Genomic DNA, 14,849 nt, shown 5'->3' on the forward strand with positions numbered 1-14,849 from the left:
TCTTATTTGGCATGCCGCTCCTTGAGCTTGCCAATCACATCCGCCCAAGACAAGTCGGCATCTTGCAGCAAAACGGTTAAGTGATAGGCCAAGTCTGCCGCTTCACAAATGGTTTCTTCCCGATCCTTAACCGTAGCAGCTAGGGCCGTTTCCACGCCCTCCTCGCCCACTTTCTGAGCAATGCGTTTAGTGCCACGAGAATAGAGATGGGCTGTGTAAGAACTTTCTGGATCAGCCCCCTTACGGGCTTCAATCAAGCGCTCCAATTTTGCAAAAAAGACCCAATTTTGCTCCGCTTGTAGCTGGCTAAAGCAGCTTTCCGTGCCAGTGTGGCAGGTTGGCCCAATGGGGTCGGCCAAAATGAGCAAGGCGTCCTGATCGCAATCCAAGCTCATATCCACCACATTGAGGAAATGGCCTGAACTCTCGCCCTTGGTCCAATGCCGATTTTTGGTGCGAGAAAAGAAGGTCACTTTTTTCTCGGCCAGGGTTTTTTCCAAGGCTTCAGGGTTCATATAGCCCAGCATTAGCACTTCACAGGTGGTAGCGTGTTGCACGATAACAGGGAGGAGGTTGTTGATTTTGGGCCAGTTGATTCGATCTTTTAACATAATACTCTCTTAATAAACTTTCACTATATATACATAATTTCTTGATATCCCTGCCAAATTGTTATGGCGATTAGTTACAAGAACCCTAATTCTCTGTCCTTTTTCTAATTTTGATTTATAATTCCAAAATGGCAAGCTGCTAAATATTACACGATCAGAAATATAATTTTCGCATTTATTTTCCAAAGATCTTATTTCGATATCTTTAAAATAACCTATGGGTTGCTGGGTTCTCTCATCTATTCGAGAAGCAAGAACTGCGGTATTAAGCACTTCTGCATCAGTTTGACAAACTCTTTCTGTTGAATATAGACATCCTGTTAACATCATCGACAGGATATATAGTGGCAACCTTCCTATTTTCATATGTAACTCCTATTTTCTAACTTCCACATTTTCATTATAAAGATAAGCCTTCAACTCCCCAATCTGTATCACCTGCTTATGAAAAACACTGGCCGCCAAGGCGCCATCAACGCCCGCTTCCACAAAAGCATCCCGAAAATGCACCATCTCGCCTGCTCCGCCTGAAGCAATCAATGGAACCTTGCAGACCTCTCGCACCTTTTTAAGCTGAACCAAATCATAGCCCTTGCGTACGCCGTCTTGGTTCATCATATTAAGCACGATTTCACCTGCTCCACGAGCTTGCACTTCCTGCACCCAGTCCAAAAGTTGCCAGTTGGTTTGTCGGGTACGGCTTTCATCGCCCGTATATTGATTGACCCAATACTTGCCTGTTTCCTGCTCAAACCAGCTATCAATGCCGACCACCACGGCTTGCACGCCAAAGCGTTGGGCCAAGCGGGTAATCAGTTCAGGATCGGCCAGGGCAGGCGAATTGATGGAAATTTTATCGGCCCCGAAGGCAAAAATCTGTTCGGCATCTTCAATGGTTTTAATCCCACCCGCCACACAGAAAGGAATGTCGATCTCCCGTGCCACACGTTCCACCCAGCTTTTATCCACCGTGCGGCCGTCTGATGAGGCGGTAATATCATAGAAAACCAACTCATCCGCCCCTTCTTGGGCGTAACGTTTGGCCAAGGGCACGATGTCGCCGATAATCTCGTGGTTGCGGAACTGGACGCCCTTGACCACTTGCCCATCTTTTACATCTAAACAAGGAATTATGCGTTTTGCCAACATTGGATTGCCTCCGCTACAGTAAATTTACCTTCTAATAAAGCTCGCCCCACAATCACGCCCGCCACGCCCGTGCCTTTTAGGGCTTCAATATCGGCCAGCGAGCCAATCCCGCCTGATGATTGGAAGTGAATATCAGGGTATTTGGCACAGATTTCACGATAAAGCTCCACATTGGAGCCTGCCAAGGTGCCATCACGAGAAATGTCGGTGCATAAAACGTGGGCCAATCCCACGGTTTGATAATCTTCAATGAGTGCCTCCAACGACACCCCACTGGCCTCCTGCCAGCCACTGATGGCAATGATTTTTTGACCGTTTGCGTCAATGTTTACATCCAAGGCCAAGACAAATTTCTCCGCCCCGTATTTCTCAAACCAGCCCTTGACCCTTTCAGGCTTCTTGACTGCTGTAGAGCCAATCACCACACGGCTGGCCCCAACGGCTAAGAGATCCGCCACATCTTGCTCTGAACGAATGCCACCGCCCACCTGAATAGGGCAGTTGATGGCCTCAATAATCTGGCCAATCAATTTGGTTTGGCGTTTGGCAGGGTCTTTGGCCCCTGTTAAATCTACCAAGTGCAGATAATCCGCTCCTTGGCTGACGTAGGATTTAAACTGCTCAATGGGGTTATCCGAATAAAGGGTCTTTTGGGCATAATCGCCCTGAAAAAGCCGCACCACTTGGCCGTCAATTAGGTCAAGGGCGGGGATGATTTTTGATGTTTGCATAGTGTTCTTTCCTTATAGCCTAGGGTAACGAGTTACCCTAGGTTACTTATCAATCTACCCCTTTGGGGTAGATTTAAACTAGATATTTTCAATAAAATTCTTCAACAATCTCGCCCCCACTTCCCCGAACGCTCTGGGTGAAACTGCACGCCGTAGAAATTATCCTTATTCAGCACAGCCGAAAAAGGTTCTCCGTAATCGCAGGTGGCAAGGGTGTGTTGATTAGGCAGAACCCCATAGCTGTGCACAAAATAGAAATGCGATCCTGACGGAATGCCATCAAAAAGTGGATGATGGTCAAATTCTACACGGTTCCAGCCCATATGGGGCAAAGGCAAGCCGTGATCAGGTAATTTTTCTGTGCGAACAGGGATGATCCCTAGGGTTGGTAAATTGCCTTCTTCAGAATAATCGGTGAGCAACTGCATACCTAAGCAGATCCCAAGCAAGGGTTGGGTCAGGTTTTGAATTTCCTCAATTAAATTTAAATCGGCAAAGTTATGCATAGCCGCTTTTGCTGTCCCAACGCCAGGCAAAATCAGCTTATCCGCAGCTTGAATGTCTGCTAACTTATTACTACTTTTGGGTTGGTAGCCCAAACGCTCAAAGGCAAATTTAACCGATGAGAGATTAGAGCAACCTGTATCAATAATCACGATGTTTGTCATATTTTATCCTTACAAGCGGCTAAATTTAGCAAAATTCTTGCAAATCCAGCCGCACCTTGATCCTATAAAACGCCCTTCGAACTCGGCAAGGCATTCCCTTCCACCCTAATCGCCTGTCTCAGCGTCCGCCCAAAGGCCTTAAACAAACTCTCAATCTGGTGGTGGGCATTATCGCCTTTCACCTTCATATGCAGGGTAGCCATAAGCGTATAGGCGATAGACTGGAAGAAGTGTTCGGTCATTTCGCAGCTGAAATCGCCCACCTTATCCCGCTTGAATTTTGCCTTGAATTTGAAATAAGGGCGGCCTGATAAGTCTAGCGTACATTCCGCCTTGCATTCGTCCATTGGCAAGACGAAACCGAAACGCTGAATGCCCCGTTTATCGCCGAGTGCCTGTTTAAGAGCTGTGCCTAGGGCTAGGGCTGTGTCTTCCACCGTGTGGTGTTCGTCAATCCAGAGATCGCCCTTGCAGGTTACATTCATACGGAAACCGCCGTGGGTGGCGATTTGGTCTAGCATATGGTCGAAAAAGCCCACGCCTGTGCTGATTTGGTTTACGCCTGCTTCGTCCAGCCAAACTTGCACCTTGATGTCAGTTTCCTTGGTGGTGCGAACCACTTCGGCATAGCGTGGGCTGCTTGGGTTGTTGGCAACAGGTTCTGCCAGTAATTTTTCGGCAATCAAATCCCAATGTAGGTTTTCAGGGTGATATTGCAGGGCTTGAATACCCAGATTTTCTGCCAGTTGCACATCGGTGGCACGGTCGCCGATTACAAAGCTGGTGCTAGGATCGAAAAGCTTTTTATCAATATATTTTTTTAGTAGCTTGGTTTTAGGCTTGCGGCAGTCGCAATTATCTTCTGGGGCGTGGGGGCAAATCAGCACATCATCAAATTCAATCCCCTGAGAGCGGAAGATCTCCAGCATGGCATTATGGGGCTTGTCAAAATCTTCCTGTGGGAAGCGTTCTGTGCCTAGGGCATCTTGGTTGGAGACCATCACAAAACGGTAGCGATTTTTGAGTTTTAGCAAGGCAGGAATAACATTGCGTTCCAGCTTGAGTTTTTCCAGACTGTCGATTTGGAAGTCGGTTTTTGGCTCGTCAATCAGCGTGCCGTCACGGTCGATAAAGAGAATGGATTGTTGTGTCATATTATGTTCCTTGTGTGTTGCCTAGCACGGCAAAGCCGTACTAGGTTAAGCATAATTCAGGGGCTTTGCCCCTGTTGGTTAGATATTTTTTAGGGCTTGCAAAACCTGGTTATTTTCTTCTGCAGTTCCAACAGTAATCCGAATGCAGTTTTCTAAATTAACCGCTTGGTGCTGGTTACGCAAAATAATCCCCTGATCCCAAAGAGCCTTAAAGACCTTTGGACTGTCCTTAAATTTGACTAGAAGATAGTTGCCTTCACTTTCAAAGACTTGCTCTACAAGCGGTAACTTTTGCAGATTTTCTTGCAAAATCAACCGCTCTTTGAGTACGTTGGCGACACGTTCTTGCATTTTGTCAATTTCATTTAGAGCTTGCTCGGCAAGATCCGCCACAGGGGTTGGGATAGGATAAGGGGCAATCACCTTATTAAGAATTTGGATCAGCTCAGGGTTAGCCAGTACAAAACCGCAACGCAAGCCAGCCAAAGCAAAGGCCTTGGAAAGGGTGCGGATGATGGCCAAGTGTGGATAGGATCTCAATTCTTTTACAAAACTGTTGGCTGGGCTAAATTCAATATAGGCTTCGTCCAGTACCACAATGGCACGATTGCGGGTGGTTTCTAACAAGCTGATAATATCTTCTCGTTTAAGCAAGGTGCCAGTTGGGTTATTAGGGTTGCAGACAAAAACCACCTTCAAGCGGTCATTTTCGGCTAATTTTTTGCAAATTCCTGGCAGATCGAGTTGGAAGTCAGCAGTTTGATTGACAGTAATTTGCTCCACGCCAATGGTTTCGGCACTGACGGCATACATTCCGTAGGTCGGCGGGCAGTAAAGAATGGCGTCCTGCTCAGGCTGGCAGAAGGCATGAATAATCAGCTCAATCCCTTCATCACCGCCACGGGTCACTAGCACATTTTCAGGCTTAACCTGAGCATAACGAGCGTAGGCTTCCACCACCGCCTGGGGCTGGGGTTCAGGGTAACGATTAAGGGACTGCTCACTTAACTGATAAGTAGGCGACTGGGGATATTCATTGGCATTAAGCCAAATATCCCCCTGGCCCCCCAAACGACGGGCAGATTGGTAGGGCGTAAGAGCCTGGACGTTTTTTCGGGATAAGTTTGAAATAGACATTGTGTGTTCCTGTTTGTAAATTTTTATGGTTTTTGGGCCGCTTGCTAGGATTTACTTAAGGCTTTCCAACCTTAATGTAACCGCATTCTTGTGGGCCTGCAAGCGTTCGGCCTCTGCCATTAATTCCACCGTTTCCGCCAAATTCTTAAAGCCCTGTGGAGTCAGTTCTTGCACGGTCATTCGCTTGCTGAAATCCGCCAAACCTAGGCTGGAGTGGGTTTTGGTGTAGCCGTAGGTGGGAAGAACGTGGTTGGTGCCGCTGGCGTAATCGCCCATTGACTCAGGGCTGTAGGCACCTAGGAAAATCGATCCTGCATTGTCCAGTTCAGGCAGAAGATCTCGTGGATTTTCGGTCTGCACGATTAAGTGTTCAGGAGCATAGGCGTTGCTGATTTGCACGCATTGCTCAAGGCTTTCAGCAATAAAAATACGGCTATTGGTAAGTGCCTTGCGAGCGGTTTCAGAGCGTGGTAGAACAGCGACTTGTTTTTCAAGTTCCATTTCAACCGCACTTGCCAAGGCTTGGCTTGGTGTGACCAAAATCACTTGGCTGTCTGCCCCGTGTTCGGCTTGGGAGAGCAGATCGCTGGCAACAAAGGCAGGATTGGCTTGGCGGTCGGCAATCACCAGCACTTCCGATGGCCCTGCTGGCATATCAATGGCTGTGCCCGTTTGTTGAACTTGGCGTTTTGCTTCCGTTACAAAGGCGTTACCTGGGCCAAAGATTTTATCGACTTTGGCCACGGTTTCCGTCCCTTGAGCCAGGGCAAAAACCGCCTGTGCCCCACCCACGGCGTAGATAGTCTGCACACCACAAAGGTTGGCGGTGTAGAGAATTTCATCAGCAATGGGCGGCGGTGAGCAAAGCACAATCTGCTTGCAGCCTGCGATCTTGGCAGGCACGGCCAACATTAAGACGGTGGAAAAAAGCGGGGCAGATCCACCTGGGATATACAAGCCTACGCTAGAAATCGGTCGGGTTAATACTTGGCAACGCACACCTGCAATGGTTTCCACATCCACTTCCTGATTGGCCTGGGCCTGGTGAAAGGTTTCGATATTTTTTTTCGCCCTTTGAATGGCGGTTTTAAGGTTTTCAGGAATACGGGCACTGGCTTGTGCAATCTGTTCTTGGCTGACCACAAGGCTATCGAGCTTGATCTTGTCGAATTTCTCAGTCAGCTCAAAAAGTGCCTGATCGCCTTGGGTTTTTACAAGTTTTTGAATATTTTCCACCGCTTGTTGAACGCTTTCCCCTGCAATTTGGGCAGGGCGGGCTAGGGTGGATTGTTTTTCTTGATTAGTTAAATTATTCCAAATAAATGTTTTCATTTTCTAAGCCTTTTTAATTCATATCTAATCTCAATGAGCCGACATGGGTTCCCTTCTGAACCGCCTGAGCGTGTACCGATTTTTAGGAAAAAATTTCTTGTTTGAGCCAACGAAGTTGGCGAGTTAAATTTTTTCCGTTAAGAAAATCGGTACTAAGCGAAGAAAAGCGGTGAAGTAGGGTTGCCTTTCTTTTGGTTACTTTTCTTTGGCAACGCAAAGAAAAGTAACAAATTACGCCATCATCTTCTCAATCGGCAACACCAAAATCGAACTAGCCCCAACTGCCTTCAACTCCTCCATGGTTTCCCAGAACAAGTTTTCCTGGCTAACAACGTGCATGGCAACGTGAGATTCATCATGGGCAAGGGGTAAAATGGTTGGATTTTCAATGCCCGGCAATAAGGCGATGACCTGCTCCAGTTTATCCTTCGGGGCGTGGAGCATAATATATTTGGATTCAGCGGCCTGTTGCACGCCCTGAATACGGGTCAGGAGCTTGTCCACCAGGGCTTGTTTTTCAGGGCTTAGCTCGGCCTGGCGTTGAATTAAACAGGCCTTGGATTGATAGATAACCTCCACCTCCCGCAGACCGTTGGCCTCCAAGGTTGCCCCTGAAGAAACCAGATCGCAAATAGCATTGGCAATGCCGGCAGTCGGAGCCACTTCGACCGAACCCGTCAAAAGGCAGTTCTTAAAGGGCACATTTTGGGTTTGCATATAGCGTTTGAGGAGGTTGGGGTAGCTGGTGGCGATGCGGGTGTTGGTTAAGTCTTGAATGCCTTGGTAGGCCACATCCTTAGGCAGGGCGATGGAGAGGCGGCAACCGCCGAAGTCTAGCTGGCGGAGTTTTTTGTAAGAAACCGGCTCGCCCGCATATTCACGGCCCAGGGCTTCTTCTTCCAGCACGTTTTCGCCGATAAAGCCTAAATCCACCACGCCATCAAAGACCAAACCTGGAATATCATCATCCCGCACCCGTAAAATGTCGATGGGCATATTTTCCGCATAGGCAATCAGGCGTTGTTCATTCCAGTTGATCTTGACCCCGCATTGTTTGAGCAGGGTTTGGCAGTCCTGGCTCAGGCGGCCTGATTTTTGCATGGCGATTCTTAAGCGTTTGGTTTGCATAATCTTTCCTTCTAATCTATTTTAGGTATAAAAAAGCCCCGAAGGTGCTGACCTTCGAGGGCGATAACAGTGAGGTTTGTCGCTACTCGTTACTTATCTTTCGGGTAGCACCAAGGCCCGAAAGAGATTCGGGTTGATGGTGATGATGATAAGTAACAAATGCCTTCATGATGTCTTCCTCAAATTAGCTGTTTGGCAATGTACGATAAAAACCTTCCTTTGGCAAGCCTGTTTTTACATAAATTTGCAAAATCTTGCGAAATTTGACCCGCTTGCCAGAAAGCGATCTGTATCACAAAATCAAAACTTACTTTTAACATTTTATTTACACAAACCTTAATCCTGTGTTAAAAAGCAAAGGTTTTACTTAGCCCATTTATCTATCCCATTAAGAGGAGTATTTATGAAAGCATTAAAATCCCTGGCTGCTGTTGTAGTGGCACTTTTTCTAGCAGGCTGTGATGACAAGGCCAAGAGCAACGAATCGGCTCCCGCTGCAAGCAGCCAACAAGCCCCTGCCGCCAGCGTGCAAAGCAAGTTTGTGACCATTGCCACAGGCGGAGCATCAGGCCCTTACAACATTATCGCCACCTCCTTGGCCGATATTTACACCAAGCAGCTCAAAACCAATTCTAAAACCCAAACCACGGGTGCCTCGGTGGAAAACCTCAACCTACTGGCCCAGAAAAAGGTGGAAATGGCCTTTTTGATGAGCGACGCCCTCAATGATGGCATCAACGGCACGGGCAGCTTCCCGAAAAAAATCGACAATGTGCAAACCCTGGCCGCCCTTTATCCAAACTATGTGCAGATTGTGACCTCCAAGCGTTCAGGCATTCAAACCATTACCGACCTGAAAGGCAAACGTGTGGCCACGGGGGCGCAAAACTCGGGCGTGGAAGTCAATGCCCGCAACCTCTTGGAGGGCTTTGGCATTACCTATAACGATCTCAAGGTGGACTACTTGGGCTATGCCGAAGCGGCCGATGCCCTTAAGTCTGGCGTGATTGATGCAGCCTTCTTAACCAGCGGCCTGCCAAACTCCTCGCTTATGGAACTGCAACAAAGTTTTGACCTGCAACTGGTTTCTATTCCAGCTGAGGGGGTGGCAAAAATCGGCCAAGACAAGCCTTATTTCAATGCCATGGAGATTCCAGCCAACACCTACGGCAATGCCGAGCCAGTGCCAACGGCCGCCATTAAAAATGCCCTAGTGGTTCGTAGCGATTTAAGCGAGGACGATGTTTACCTCTTAACCAAAACCTTCTTCGAGAGCCTGCCACAACTCCAAACCGCCCACCAAGCGGCCAAGGCTGTGAATGTTGAAGAAGCACAAAAAGGCTTGGTTGCCCCGCTCCACCCAGGTGCCAAGCGTTATTACGATGAAGTAAACCCAAAATAAGATGAGCAAGGCAGGCAAATGGCCTAAAACCCTGCTGGCCCTAGGCCTGGCTGTCGGCGCCCTTGCCTGCTATCCGCTTTCATTGCTAAGCCTGGAGACGGAGCAAGGCGCTTGTTATGTCAGGGCTGACCAGTTTGCCCTGCGCTGGCAGCATTCGGTGGAAAAGCAACTTTGGTATGAACACTACCGCCTGCAAGACGGCCAGCTCTTGCTCTATCAAACCTGGCTCCAAACCTTTGGGGCAGGCACGCCTGTGCAGGGGCAGGTGCTAACCGATGCGCCCAAGGGTTTTGTCGGTTATGCTCAAGCGGTCAAGCTGCCCAGCCTGAATTGGGCAGTTTCCCGCAATATGCAGGGCAGCCTGTTGGTCAATCAGCACACCCTCTTGCTCTACCAATCTCTGCCCGATTACAGCCAGGTGCAAATTCGCCCCGCTCAAGCCTCCTTGGCACGTTTTCTCTTAGGGACATCCTGTTATGACACATTCAACACCCGCTAACCAACAAGAAATTTTAGAAAAATACGACAGGGAAGCAGTCACCCGCCAAGCCCAAGCCCCTTGGCACAAGTGGCTCATTACCCTCTTGGCCGTGGGCTATTCCCTCTTTCATCTTTATATCACCTTTTTTCCCCTGCCAACCCTGATCCAACGCTCGGTTCATGTTGGCGTGGGCGCCATGCTGATTATCCTGCTCTACCCTGCTTCGGCCAAGTCCCGCAAGGGTGGCGTGGCCTGGTATGACTGGCTTTGGCTGGCTGCCGCCCTGGCTGGTATGGCCTATCTCATCGTCCAATATCAGGCCATTATGACGGTGCGGGGCGGCATTCCCAACACGGCTGACATTGTGGTGGCCATCCTCACCGTTTTAGTTGTCTTTGAAGTCACCCGCCGCATCACAGGCTGGATCTTGGTGCTTTTTGCCCTGCTCTTTTTGATCTACCCCTTTATCAGCTCCATGGACTTTATGCCCAATAGCCTGCTGACCCGCCCTTACGACATCGGCGATATTTTCGGCCAGCTCTATCTCAAAACCGAGGGACTTTACTCCTCTGCCATCGGGGCTTCGGTTACCTTTATCTTCCTCTTTATCCTCTTTGGTGCCTTCTTGTCCAAGTCTGGCATGGGCCAGCTCTTTAATGATTTGGCTCTGGCCCTGGCCGGCGATAAACAAGGCGGGCCGGCCAAGGTGGCCGTGATTTCCAGCGGCTTTATGGGCAGCATTAACGGAGCGGCCGTGGCCAATGTGGTCAGCACAGGAGCCTTTACCATTCCCCTTATGAAGAAAATCGGCTACCACAAGAACTTTGCTGGTGCAGTCGAAGCCAGTGCCTCGGTGGGTGGCCAAATCCTGCCGCCTATTATGGGGGCCAGTGCCTTTATCATGGCCGAAACCACGGGGGTCAGCTACGGCACTATTGCCCTGGCCGCCCTCCTGCCGGCCATGCTTTATTATTTAGGCGTGATTGCCCAGGTTCACTTCCGAGCCGGCAAGCAAAACCTCAAGGGTTTACCTAAGGATCAGCTCCCCCGCCTCAAAGAGGTGATAAAGGTCAGGGGCCATATGCTCCTGCCGCTGGTGGCCCTGATCTGGTTCTTGATTGAATCGGTGCCGATTGGCTATGCCGCCGTCTACACCATTGGGGTCACAGTGCTGGTCAGCCAGCTGCGTAAGGAAACCCGCATGGGCATCAAGGACATCATCGAAGCCTTGGAAGACGGGGCCAAGCAATCCCTGTCGGTGATGGCAGCTTGTGCCGTGGTAGGGGTGGTTATCGGCGTAGTCAATCTGACCAGCTTTGGCACGGTTATCACCTCCTCCATCGTTACCCTAGGGGCAGGATCGCTCTTTCTGACCCTCTTTTTAACCATGATTGCCTCCATGATCTTGGGCATGGGCCTGCCGTCTATCCCCGCCTACATCATCACCGCCACCATGGCCGCCCCTGCCCTGGCCACCTTTGATGTGCCGGTGCTGGTCGCCCACATGTTCGTCTTCTACTTCGGCATCTTCGCCAACATCACCCCGCCTGTGGCCTTGGCCGCCTTCGCAGGGGCTGGCATTGCCCAAGGCGACCCGATGAAGACCGGCTGGCAGTCCCTACGCCTGGCCCTGGCGGGCTTTATCGTGCCTTTCATGTTCGTCTATAACCCCGATATGCTGATGATTGATGTCTCTGGCGCAGACACCATGGCCAAAACCTTCCCACTGCCAAGTGCCTTTGACATTCTCTCCGTGATTGCCTCCTCCATCATCGGCGTGCTGGGCCTGTCGGCTTCAGTGGAGGGCTACTTCAAACAGACCATGGCCGCCTGGCAGCGCATTATCCTGGCCGCAGGCTCACTCATGCTCATCATCCCTGAAACCGTCACCGACTTGGTAGGCATCCTACTGGTCGCCCTGATGGTAGGCCTCAACTACCGCAAGGCCTAAACCACAAGCGGGTCAAAAAGGCTGGAATTTTGCAAAAAATCCGCCTTTTTGGCCCGCTTGCTTTTACCCTAATCGCCCACTGGCATTGGCCCAGGCGGATTTGACCAAGGTTTTGACCACCGCCAACTCACCCTTATCTCGAGGGGCATAAACCATCACCATCAAGTCCGAAATGGTCGGATAGCCCGCCAACGGATGTGGCTCTGCCCAACCTGCCTCAATGGCCTGGCTACGCAGGGGTTCAGGCACAGGCAAATGTAGGCTGTGGTCAGGATAGGGGTGAACGTGGGCGAACTCGGTGGAAAGCATAAAGGCATTTTCCGCTCCTTTGGCCTCTTCAGGCTTGAGGAAAAACCCTACCGTGTTAGGTGGCGCACGATCACTCCAAGCCAAAAATACACCATCTAACTGGCTGATTTCCTCAATCAAGGCCTGACTAAGAGGATTTTGCGGCTGTTGGTCTAGCTGCATATGCGGTGTCGCTGCTGTCGTGCTTGGGCGATGGCCTGTTCGGATTGGCAAAGTATTTGGTATAAAGGTATTCATTTTTTCTCCTTATGAGGCTAATTTCTCAATTTCGCTAATCAATTTTTTGGCAAATGCCTTGGCTTGGTTTTCAATATTTGCCAAATCATCAGCACTGTGCATATTGGGTACATACAATACACCATGCAATGCATGAACACCTTGCCAATCCATGCTTGCAAATTCTGCCGATAATCGCACCGCCTTAACCATTTCTTCTACGTTGCCGAATAACTCGCCAGTATAAAAATGAGCTGGTTTTCCTGTGGTGGTAGAAACTAATAATTTTTTACCCGCTAATTGACTACCGTCTGGCCCATAAGCAAAACCAAAGACTAAAATATCCTCCAGCCATTTTTGTAAGATTGATGGTGGGTTATACCAAAAGGTTGGGTATTGCAACAGCACGATGTCAGCATCAAGCAAGGCTTTTTGTTCAGCTTGCACATCAATTTGATAATCAGGGTATAAATCCGACAAACGGCGAATTTGTGCTTTACTACCAAAATGTTCTGCTAGTTCTTTGATAATCAAACGATTACTGACTGATTGATTTAAATTTTGGTGGGCAGAGATAATTAAAATTTTGCTCATAAAAAACTCCAATGATTAGAAAAGTGTTACTGGAAACAAACAATGAAATCATTATAATGAGCTGATTTTTAAATATAAGTACTGACAAATTTGTCAGGTTGAAAAAACTGCCTATCACTCGGATTGATAAAATGAAAGAGAATATTTTGATAAGCGAACCGCCCTGCCGACAAGCCTTTATGACCTTAAACAGCCGCTAGGGTGCTTTGGTGCTGGTGACCTTGTTTGATGAAACCAAACGCTTTGCCCAAATCCGCCGTGAAATTGACGGCATCAGCGAAAAACGCCTGGCCGAAACCCTTAAGCAGTTAGAAAAAGACGGCATGTTAATCCGCACCGACTACCACACCGTCCCACCCAAGGTAGAATATTCTTTAACCGAATTTGGCAAGGAAGCCAGCATCCGCTTTCGTGAGCTAGGGGCTTGGCTGAATGAGAATTTACAGAAATATAGTACAAGGCCTTCCGCCTAATCACTCACTAGCCAAAATACGGGCACAATCTCAAGCGGGGCAAAAAAGGTCAAATTTTGCAAAAAATCCGCCTTTTTGGCCCGCTTGTTACCCCTCATTCTTCCTCAATTTGAGCGCCAGGCCCAGGGCCAGAAGGCTCATTCCAATGGCGATCATAAAGGCAAATTGCACACCCTTAAACATGGCCAGAGAGGCGGGTTCTGTGCTGTAGAGCTTCTCGCCAATATGGGTGACGCCCACAAAGAAGGAGGCACCGATGGCTCCGGCAATGGGGTTGATGGTGCTGATGATGGCGGTGCCGTGGGGGTACATATCCTTGGAAAGGGCGTTGAGACCGTGGGTTTCAGACACCAAAATCATGGACATGGAAATGGGCAGGAGCATAAAGACGCCCGTTAAAAGCCAAGGGGAAGAATTAGGCTTGAAAAGGGCCAGCATCAAAATAAAGGTTGTAACCAAGAGCAAGGCACCAGGAATAACAATCTGCCTTGCCCCCCGCTTATCCAACTGGTTGCCCATAATTGGCGACAGCAGGGCCTGGACAATACTGCCCGGCAGGAGAATGAGGCCTGTCACCGTGCCTGAGAGCAGGACGACTTGTTGCAGGTACATAGGCATAATCAGCTCGGTGCCGATAAAGACAAAGAGCAAGATGGCCAAGATCAGCATGGCATAGCGGTATTGGCCAATGCGGAAGACCTCTAGGTTAATCAGCGGCACCTCCAGCTTGGCCTGGCGTTTGACAAACAGCCAAATAAAGAGCAGGGAGAGGCCAAAAATCAGGCCAAAGAGGGGCAGACTGAGTAGAGAAAAATTGCTGGTGGCATAAACCAAACCGCCAAAGCCCAATACGGACAAGCCCGCCGAGGGCAGGTCGATTTTAGGCTTGGTGATGGGTTGCAGGTTCATGGTCAGGTACTTCATGGCCAGGCCAATAGACAGGGCAATAAAGGGCAGGGTGAAGAAAAAGAGGTAACGCCAGCCCAGGTAATCGACAATAATGCCCGAGAGGGTCGGGCCGATGGCCGGGGCAACCATAAACATCATGGTGATAATGCCCAGCACCGTGCCTCGGTTATTGGGCGGGTAAATGAGCAAGATGGTGTTAAATAAAATCGGCACCGTAAAGGCCGCTGACACCGCCTGAATAAAACGCCCGGTCAAAAGCATGGGAAAATTGACTGCCAGGGCGCAAATCAGCGTGCCTAGGCTGAAGGTCAGGAGGGTGACAATCAGCATGGTGCGGGTGGTAAACCATTGAATAATATTGGCCGTAATGGGCGTAAAAGCTCCCATCACCAGTAAAAAGCCCGTGGTCATCCACTGAACCGTGGTCTTACTGATGGAAAATTCCTGCATAAGATTGGTCAAGGCCACATTGAGCAGGGTTTCGTTCAAGTAACCGAAAAATGCCCCGATCAGGACGGTAAAGGTAATTAACTTGGTGGGAAAATTCGGGTTCTGCCCGAAAAACTCATATTCAGAAGGATGGGACATAGGTTGCCTATTGTCA

The 14,849-nt window shown here is 49.2% G+C and carries 14 protein-coding genes and 2 pseudogenes; 4 read left to right on the plus strand and 12 right to left on the minus strand.

Annotation, left to right across the window (positions count from 1 at the left end):
- Positions 1-2: 2 nt before the first annotated feature.
- From A4G20_00970 to A4G20_01010, 9 genes and pseudogenes are all read right to left on the minus strand, one after another.
- Positions 3-611 carry a bifunctional phosphoribosyl-AMP cyclohydrolase/phosphoribosyl-ATP diphosphatase gene (locus A4G20_00970; GenBank protein ID QIW15041.1) on the minus strand — a complete coding sequence of 203 codons (609 nt, stop codon included), beginning with the start codon at positions 609-611 and terminating at the stop codon, positions 3-5.
- Between the two features lie 9 nt (positions 612-620).
- Positions 621-977 (minus strand): hypothetical protein, encoded by a 357-nt coding sequence (locus tag A4G20_00975; GenBank protein ID QIW15042.1) that lies wholly within the window; start codon positions 975-977, stop codon positions 621-623.
- Positions 978-986: 9 nt separating this feature from the next.
- Entirely contained in the window at positions 987-1,760 is a 774-nt protein-coding gene (locus A4G20_00980) for an imidazole glycerol phosphate synthase subunit HisF (protein ID QIW15043.1), read from the minus strand.
- Entirely contained in the window at positions 1,742-2,491 is a 750-nt protein-coding gene (locus tag A4G20_00985; GenBank protein QIW15044.1) for a 1-(5-phosphoribosyl)-5-[(5-phosphoribosylamino)methylideneamino]imidazole-4-carboxamide isomerase, read from the minus strand. Before A4G20_00985 ends, A4G20_00980 begins: the two co-directional genes overlap by 19 nt.
- Positions 2,492-2,569: 78 nt before the next feature.
- A pseudogene (locus A4G20_00990) lies at positions 2,570-3,159 on the minus strand (imidazole glycerol phosphate synthase, glutamine amidotransferase subunit).
- Positions 3,160-3,221: 62 nt separating this feature from the next.
- Positions 3,222-4,313 carry a bifunctional imidazole glycerol-phosphate dehydratase/histidinol phosphatase gene (locus tag A4G20_00995; GenBank protein ID QIW15045.1) on the minus strand — a complete coding sequence of 364 codons (1,092 nt, stop codon included), beginning with the start codon at positions 4,311-4,313 and terminating at the stop codon, positions 3,222-3,224.
- 78 nt (positions 4,314-4,391) lie between these two features.
- Complete coding sequence (locus A4G20_01000; protein QIW15046.1) at positions 4,392-5,450, minus strand: histidinol-phosphate transaminase; 1,059 nt, start codon at positions 5,448-5,450, stop codon at positions 4,392-4,394.
- A 51-nt stretch (positions 5,451-5,501) separates the two neighbouring features.
- Positions 5,502-6,782, minus strand: a complete 1,281-nt coding sequence (locus A4G20_01005) for a histidinol dehydrogenase (protein QIW15047.1) — start codon at positions 6,780-6,782, stop codon at positions 5,502-5,504.
- Positions 6,783-7,013: 231 nt separating this feature from the next.
- A complete protein-coding gene (locus A4G20_01010) occupies positions 7,014-7,910 on the minus strand; it encodes an ATP phosphoribosyltransferase (GenBank protein QIW15048.1) in 897 nt (298 codons plus the stop codon).
- A 403-nt stretch (positions 7,911-8,313) separates the two neighbouring features.
- Here A4G20_01010 and A4G20_01015 point away from each other — a divergent pair, with 403 nt between their 5' ends.
- From A4G20_01015 to A4G20_01025, 3 genes are read left to right on the plus strand one after another with little or no spacing between them, the layout of a single operon-like run.
- Positions 8,314-9,312 (plus strand): C4-dicarboxylate ABC transporter substrate-binding protein, encoded by a 999-nt coding sequence (locus A4G20_01015; protein ID QIW15049.1) that lies wholly within the window; start codon positions 8,314-8,316, stop codon positions 9,310-9,312.
- 31 nt (positions 9,313-9,343) lie between these two features.
- The gene (locus tag A4G20_01020; GenBank protein QIW16817.1) at positions 9,344-9,811 is read left to right on the plus strand and encodes a hypothetical protein; all 468 of its coding nucleotides are present in this window, start codon (positions 9,344-9,346) and stop codon (positions 9,809-9,811) included.
- On the plus strand, positions 9,789-11,744 hold the full coding sequence (locus tag A4G20_01025) for a C4-dicarboxylate ABC transporter permease (GenBank protein ID QIW15050.1): 1,956 nt from the start codon (positions 9,789-9,791) through the stop codon (positions 11,742-11,744). The genes A4G20_01020 and A4G20_01025 overlap by 23 nt, the downstream gene beginning before the upstream one ends.
- Positions 11,745-11,807: 63 nt before the next feature.
- Here the strand turns inward: A4G20_01025 and A4G20_01030 are convergent, their stop codons facing one another.
- Both A4G20_01030 and A4G20_01035 read right to left on the minus strand, forming a co-directional pair.
- A complete protein-coding gene (locus tag A4G20_01030; protein ID QIW16818.1) occupies positions 11,808-12,266 on the minus strand; it encodes a hypothetical protein in 459 nt (152 codons plus the stop codon).
- 33 nt (positions 12,267-12,299) lie between these two features.
- Positions 12,300-12,863: an NAD(P)H dehydrogenase gene (locus A4G20_01035; protein QIW15051.1), complete on the minus strand. Its 564-nt coding sequence runs from the start codon at positions 12,861-12,863 to the stop codon at positions 12,300-12,302.
- 131 nt (positions 12,864-12,994) lie between these two features.
- Here A4G20_01035 and A4G20_01040 point away from each other — a divergent pair.
- Positions 12,995-13,336, plus strand: a pseudogene (locus A4G20_01040) (hypothetical protein).
- An 87-nt stretch (positions 13,337-13,423) separates the two neighbouring features.
- Here the strand turns inward: A4G20_01040 and A4G20_01045 are convergent.
- On the minus strand, positions 13,424-14,833 hold the full coding sequence (locus A4G20_01045; GenBank protein QIW15052.1) for an MFS transporter: 1,410 nt from the start codon (positions 14,831-14,833) through the stop codon (positions 13,424-13,426).
- Positions 14,834-14,849 lie beyond the last annotated feature (16 nt).

This window comes from Pasteurellaceae bacterium RH1A (genome assembly GCA_012221805.1).
GTDB lineage: Bacteria > Pseudomonadota > Gammaproteobacteria > Enterobacterales > Pasteurellaceae > RH1A.

Coding starts and splice junctions, on each gene's coding strand:
- A4G20_00970 (QIW15041.1), bottom strand. CDS start 611: ATGTTAAAAGATCGAATCAACTGGCCCAAAATCAACAACCTCCTCCCT.
- A4G20_00975 (QIW15042.1), bottom strand. CDS start 977: ATGAAAATAGGAAGGTTGCCACTATATATCCTGTCGATGATGTTAACA.
- A4G20_00980 (QIW15043.1), bottom strand. CDS start 1,760: ATGTTGGCAAAACGCATAATTCCTTGTTTAGATGTAAAAGATGGGCAA.
- A4G20_00985 (QIW15044.1), bottom strand. CDS start 2,491: ATGCAAACATCAAAAATCATCCCCGCCCTTGACCTAATTGACGGCCAA.
- A4G20_00995 (QIW15045.1), bottom strand. CDS start 4,313: ATGACACAACAATCCATTCTCTTTATCGACCGTGACGGCACGCTGATT.
- A4G20_01000 (QIW15046.1), bottom strand. CDS start 5,450: ATGTCTATTTCAAACTTATCCCGAAAAAACGTCCAGGCTCTTACGCCC.
- A4G20_01005 (QIW15047.1), bottom strand. CDS start 6,782: ATGAAAACATTTATTTGGAATAATTTAACTAATCAAGAAAAACAATCC.
- A4G20_01010 (QIW15048.1), bottom strand. CDS start 7,910: ATGCAAACCAAACGCTTAAGAATCGCCATGCAAAAATCAGGCCGCCTG.
- A4G20_01015 (QIW15049.1), top strand. CDS start 8,314: ATGAAAGCATTAAAATCCCTGGCTGCTGTTGTAGTGGCACTTTTTCTA.
- A4G20_01025 (QIW15050.1), top strand. CDS start 9,789: ATGACACATTCAACACCCGCTAACCAACAAGAAATTTTAGAAAAATAC.
- A4G20_01035 (QIW15051.1), bottom strand. CDS start 12,863: ATGAGCAAAATTTTAATTATCTCTGCCCACCAAAATTTAAATCAATCA.
- A4G20_01045 (QIW15052.1), bottom strand. CDS start 14,833: ATGTCCCATCCTTCTGAATATGAGTTTTTCGGGCAGAACCCGAATTTT.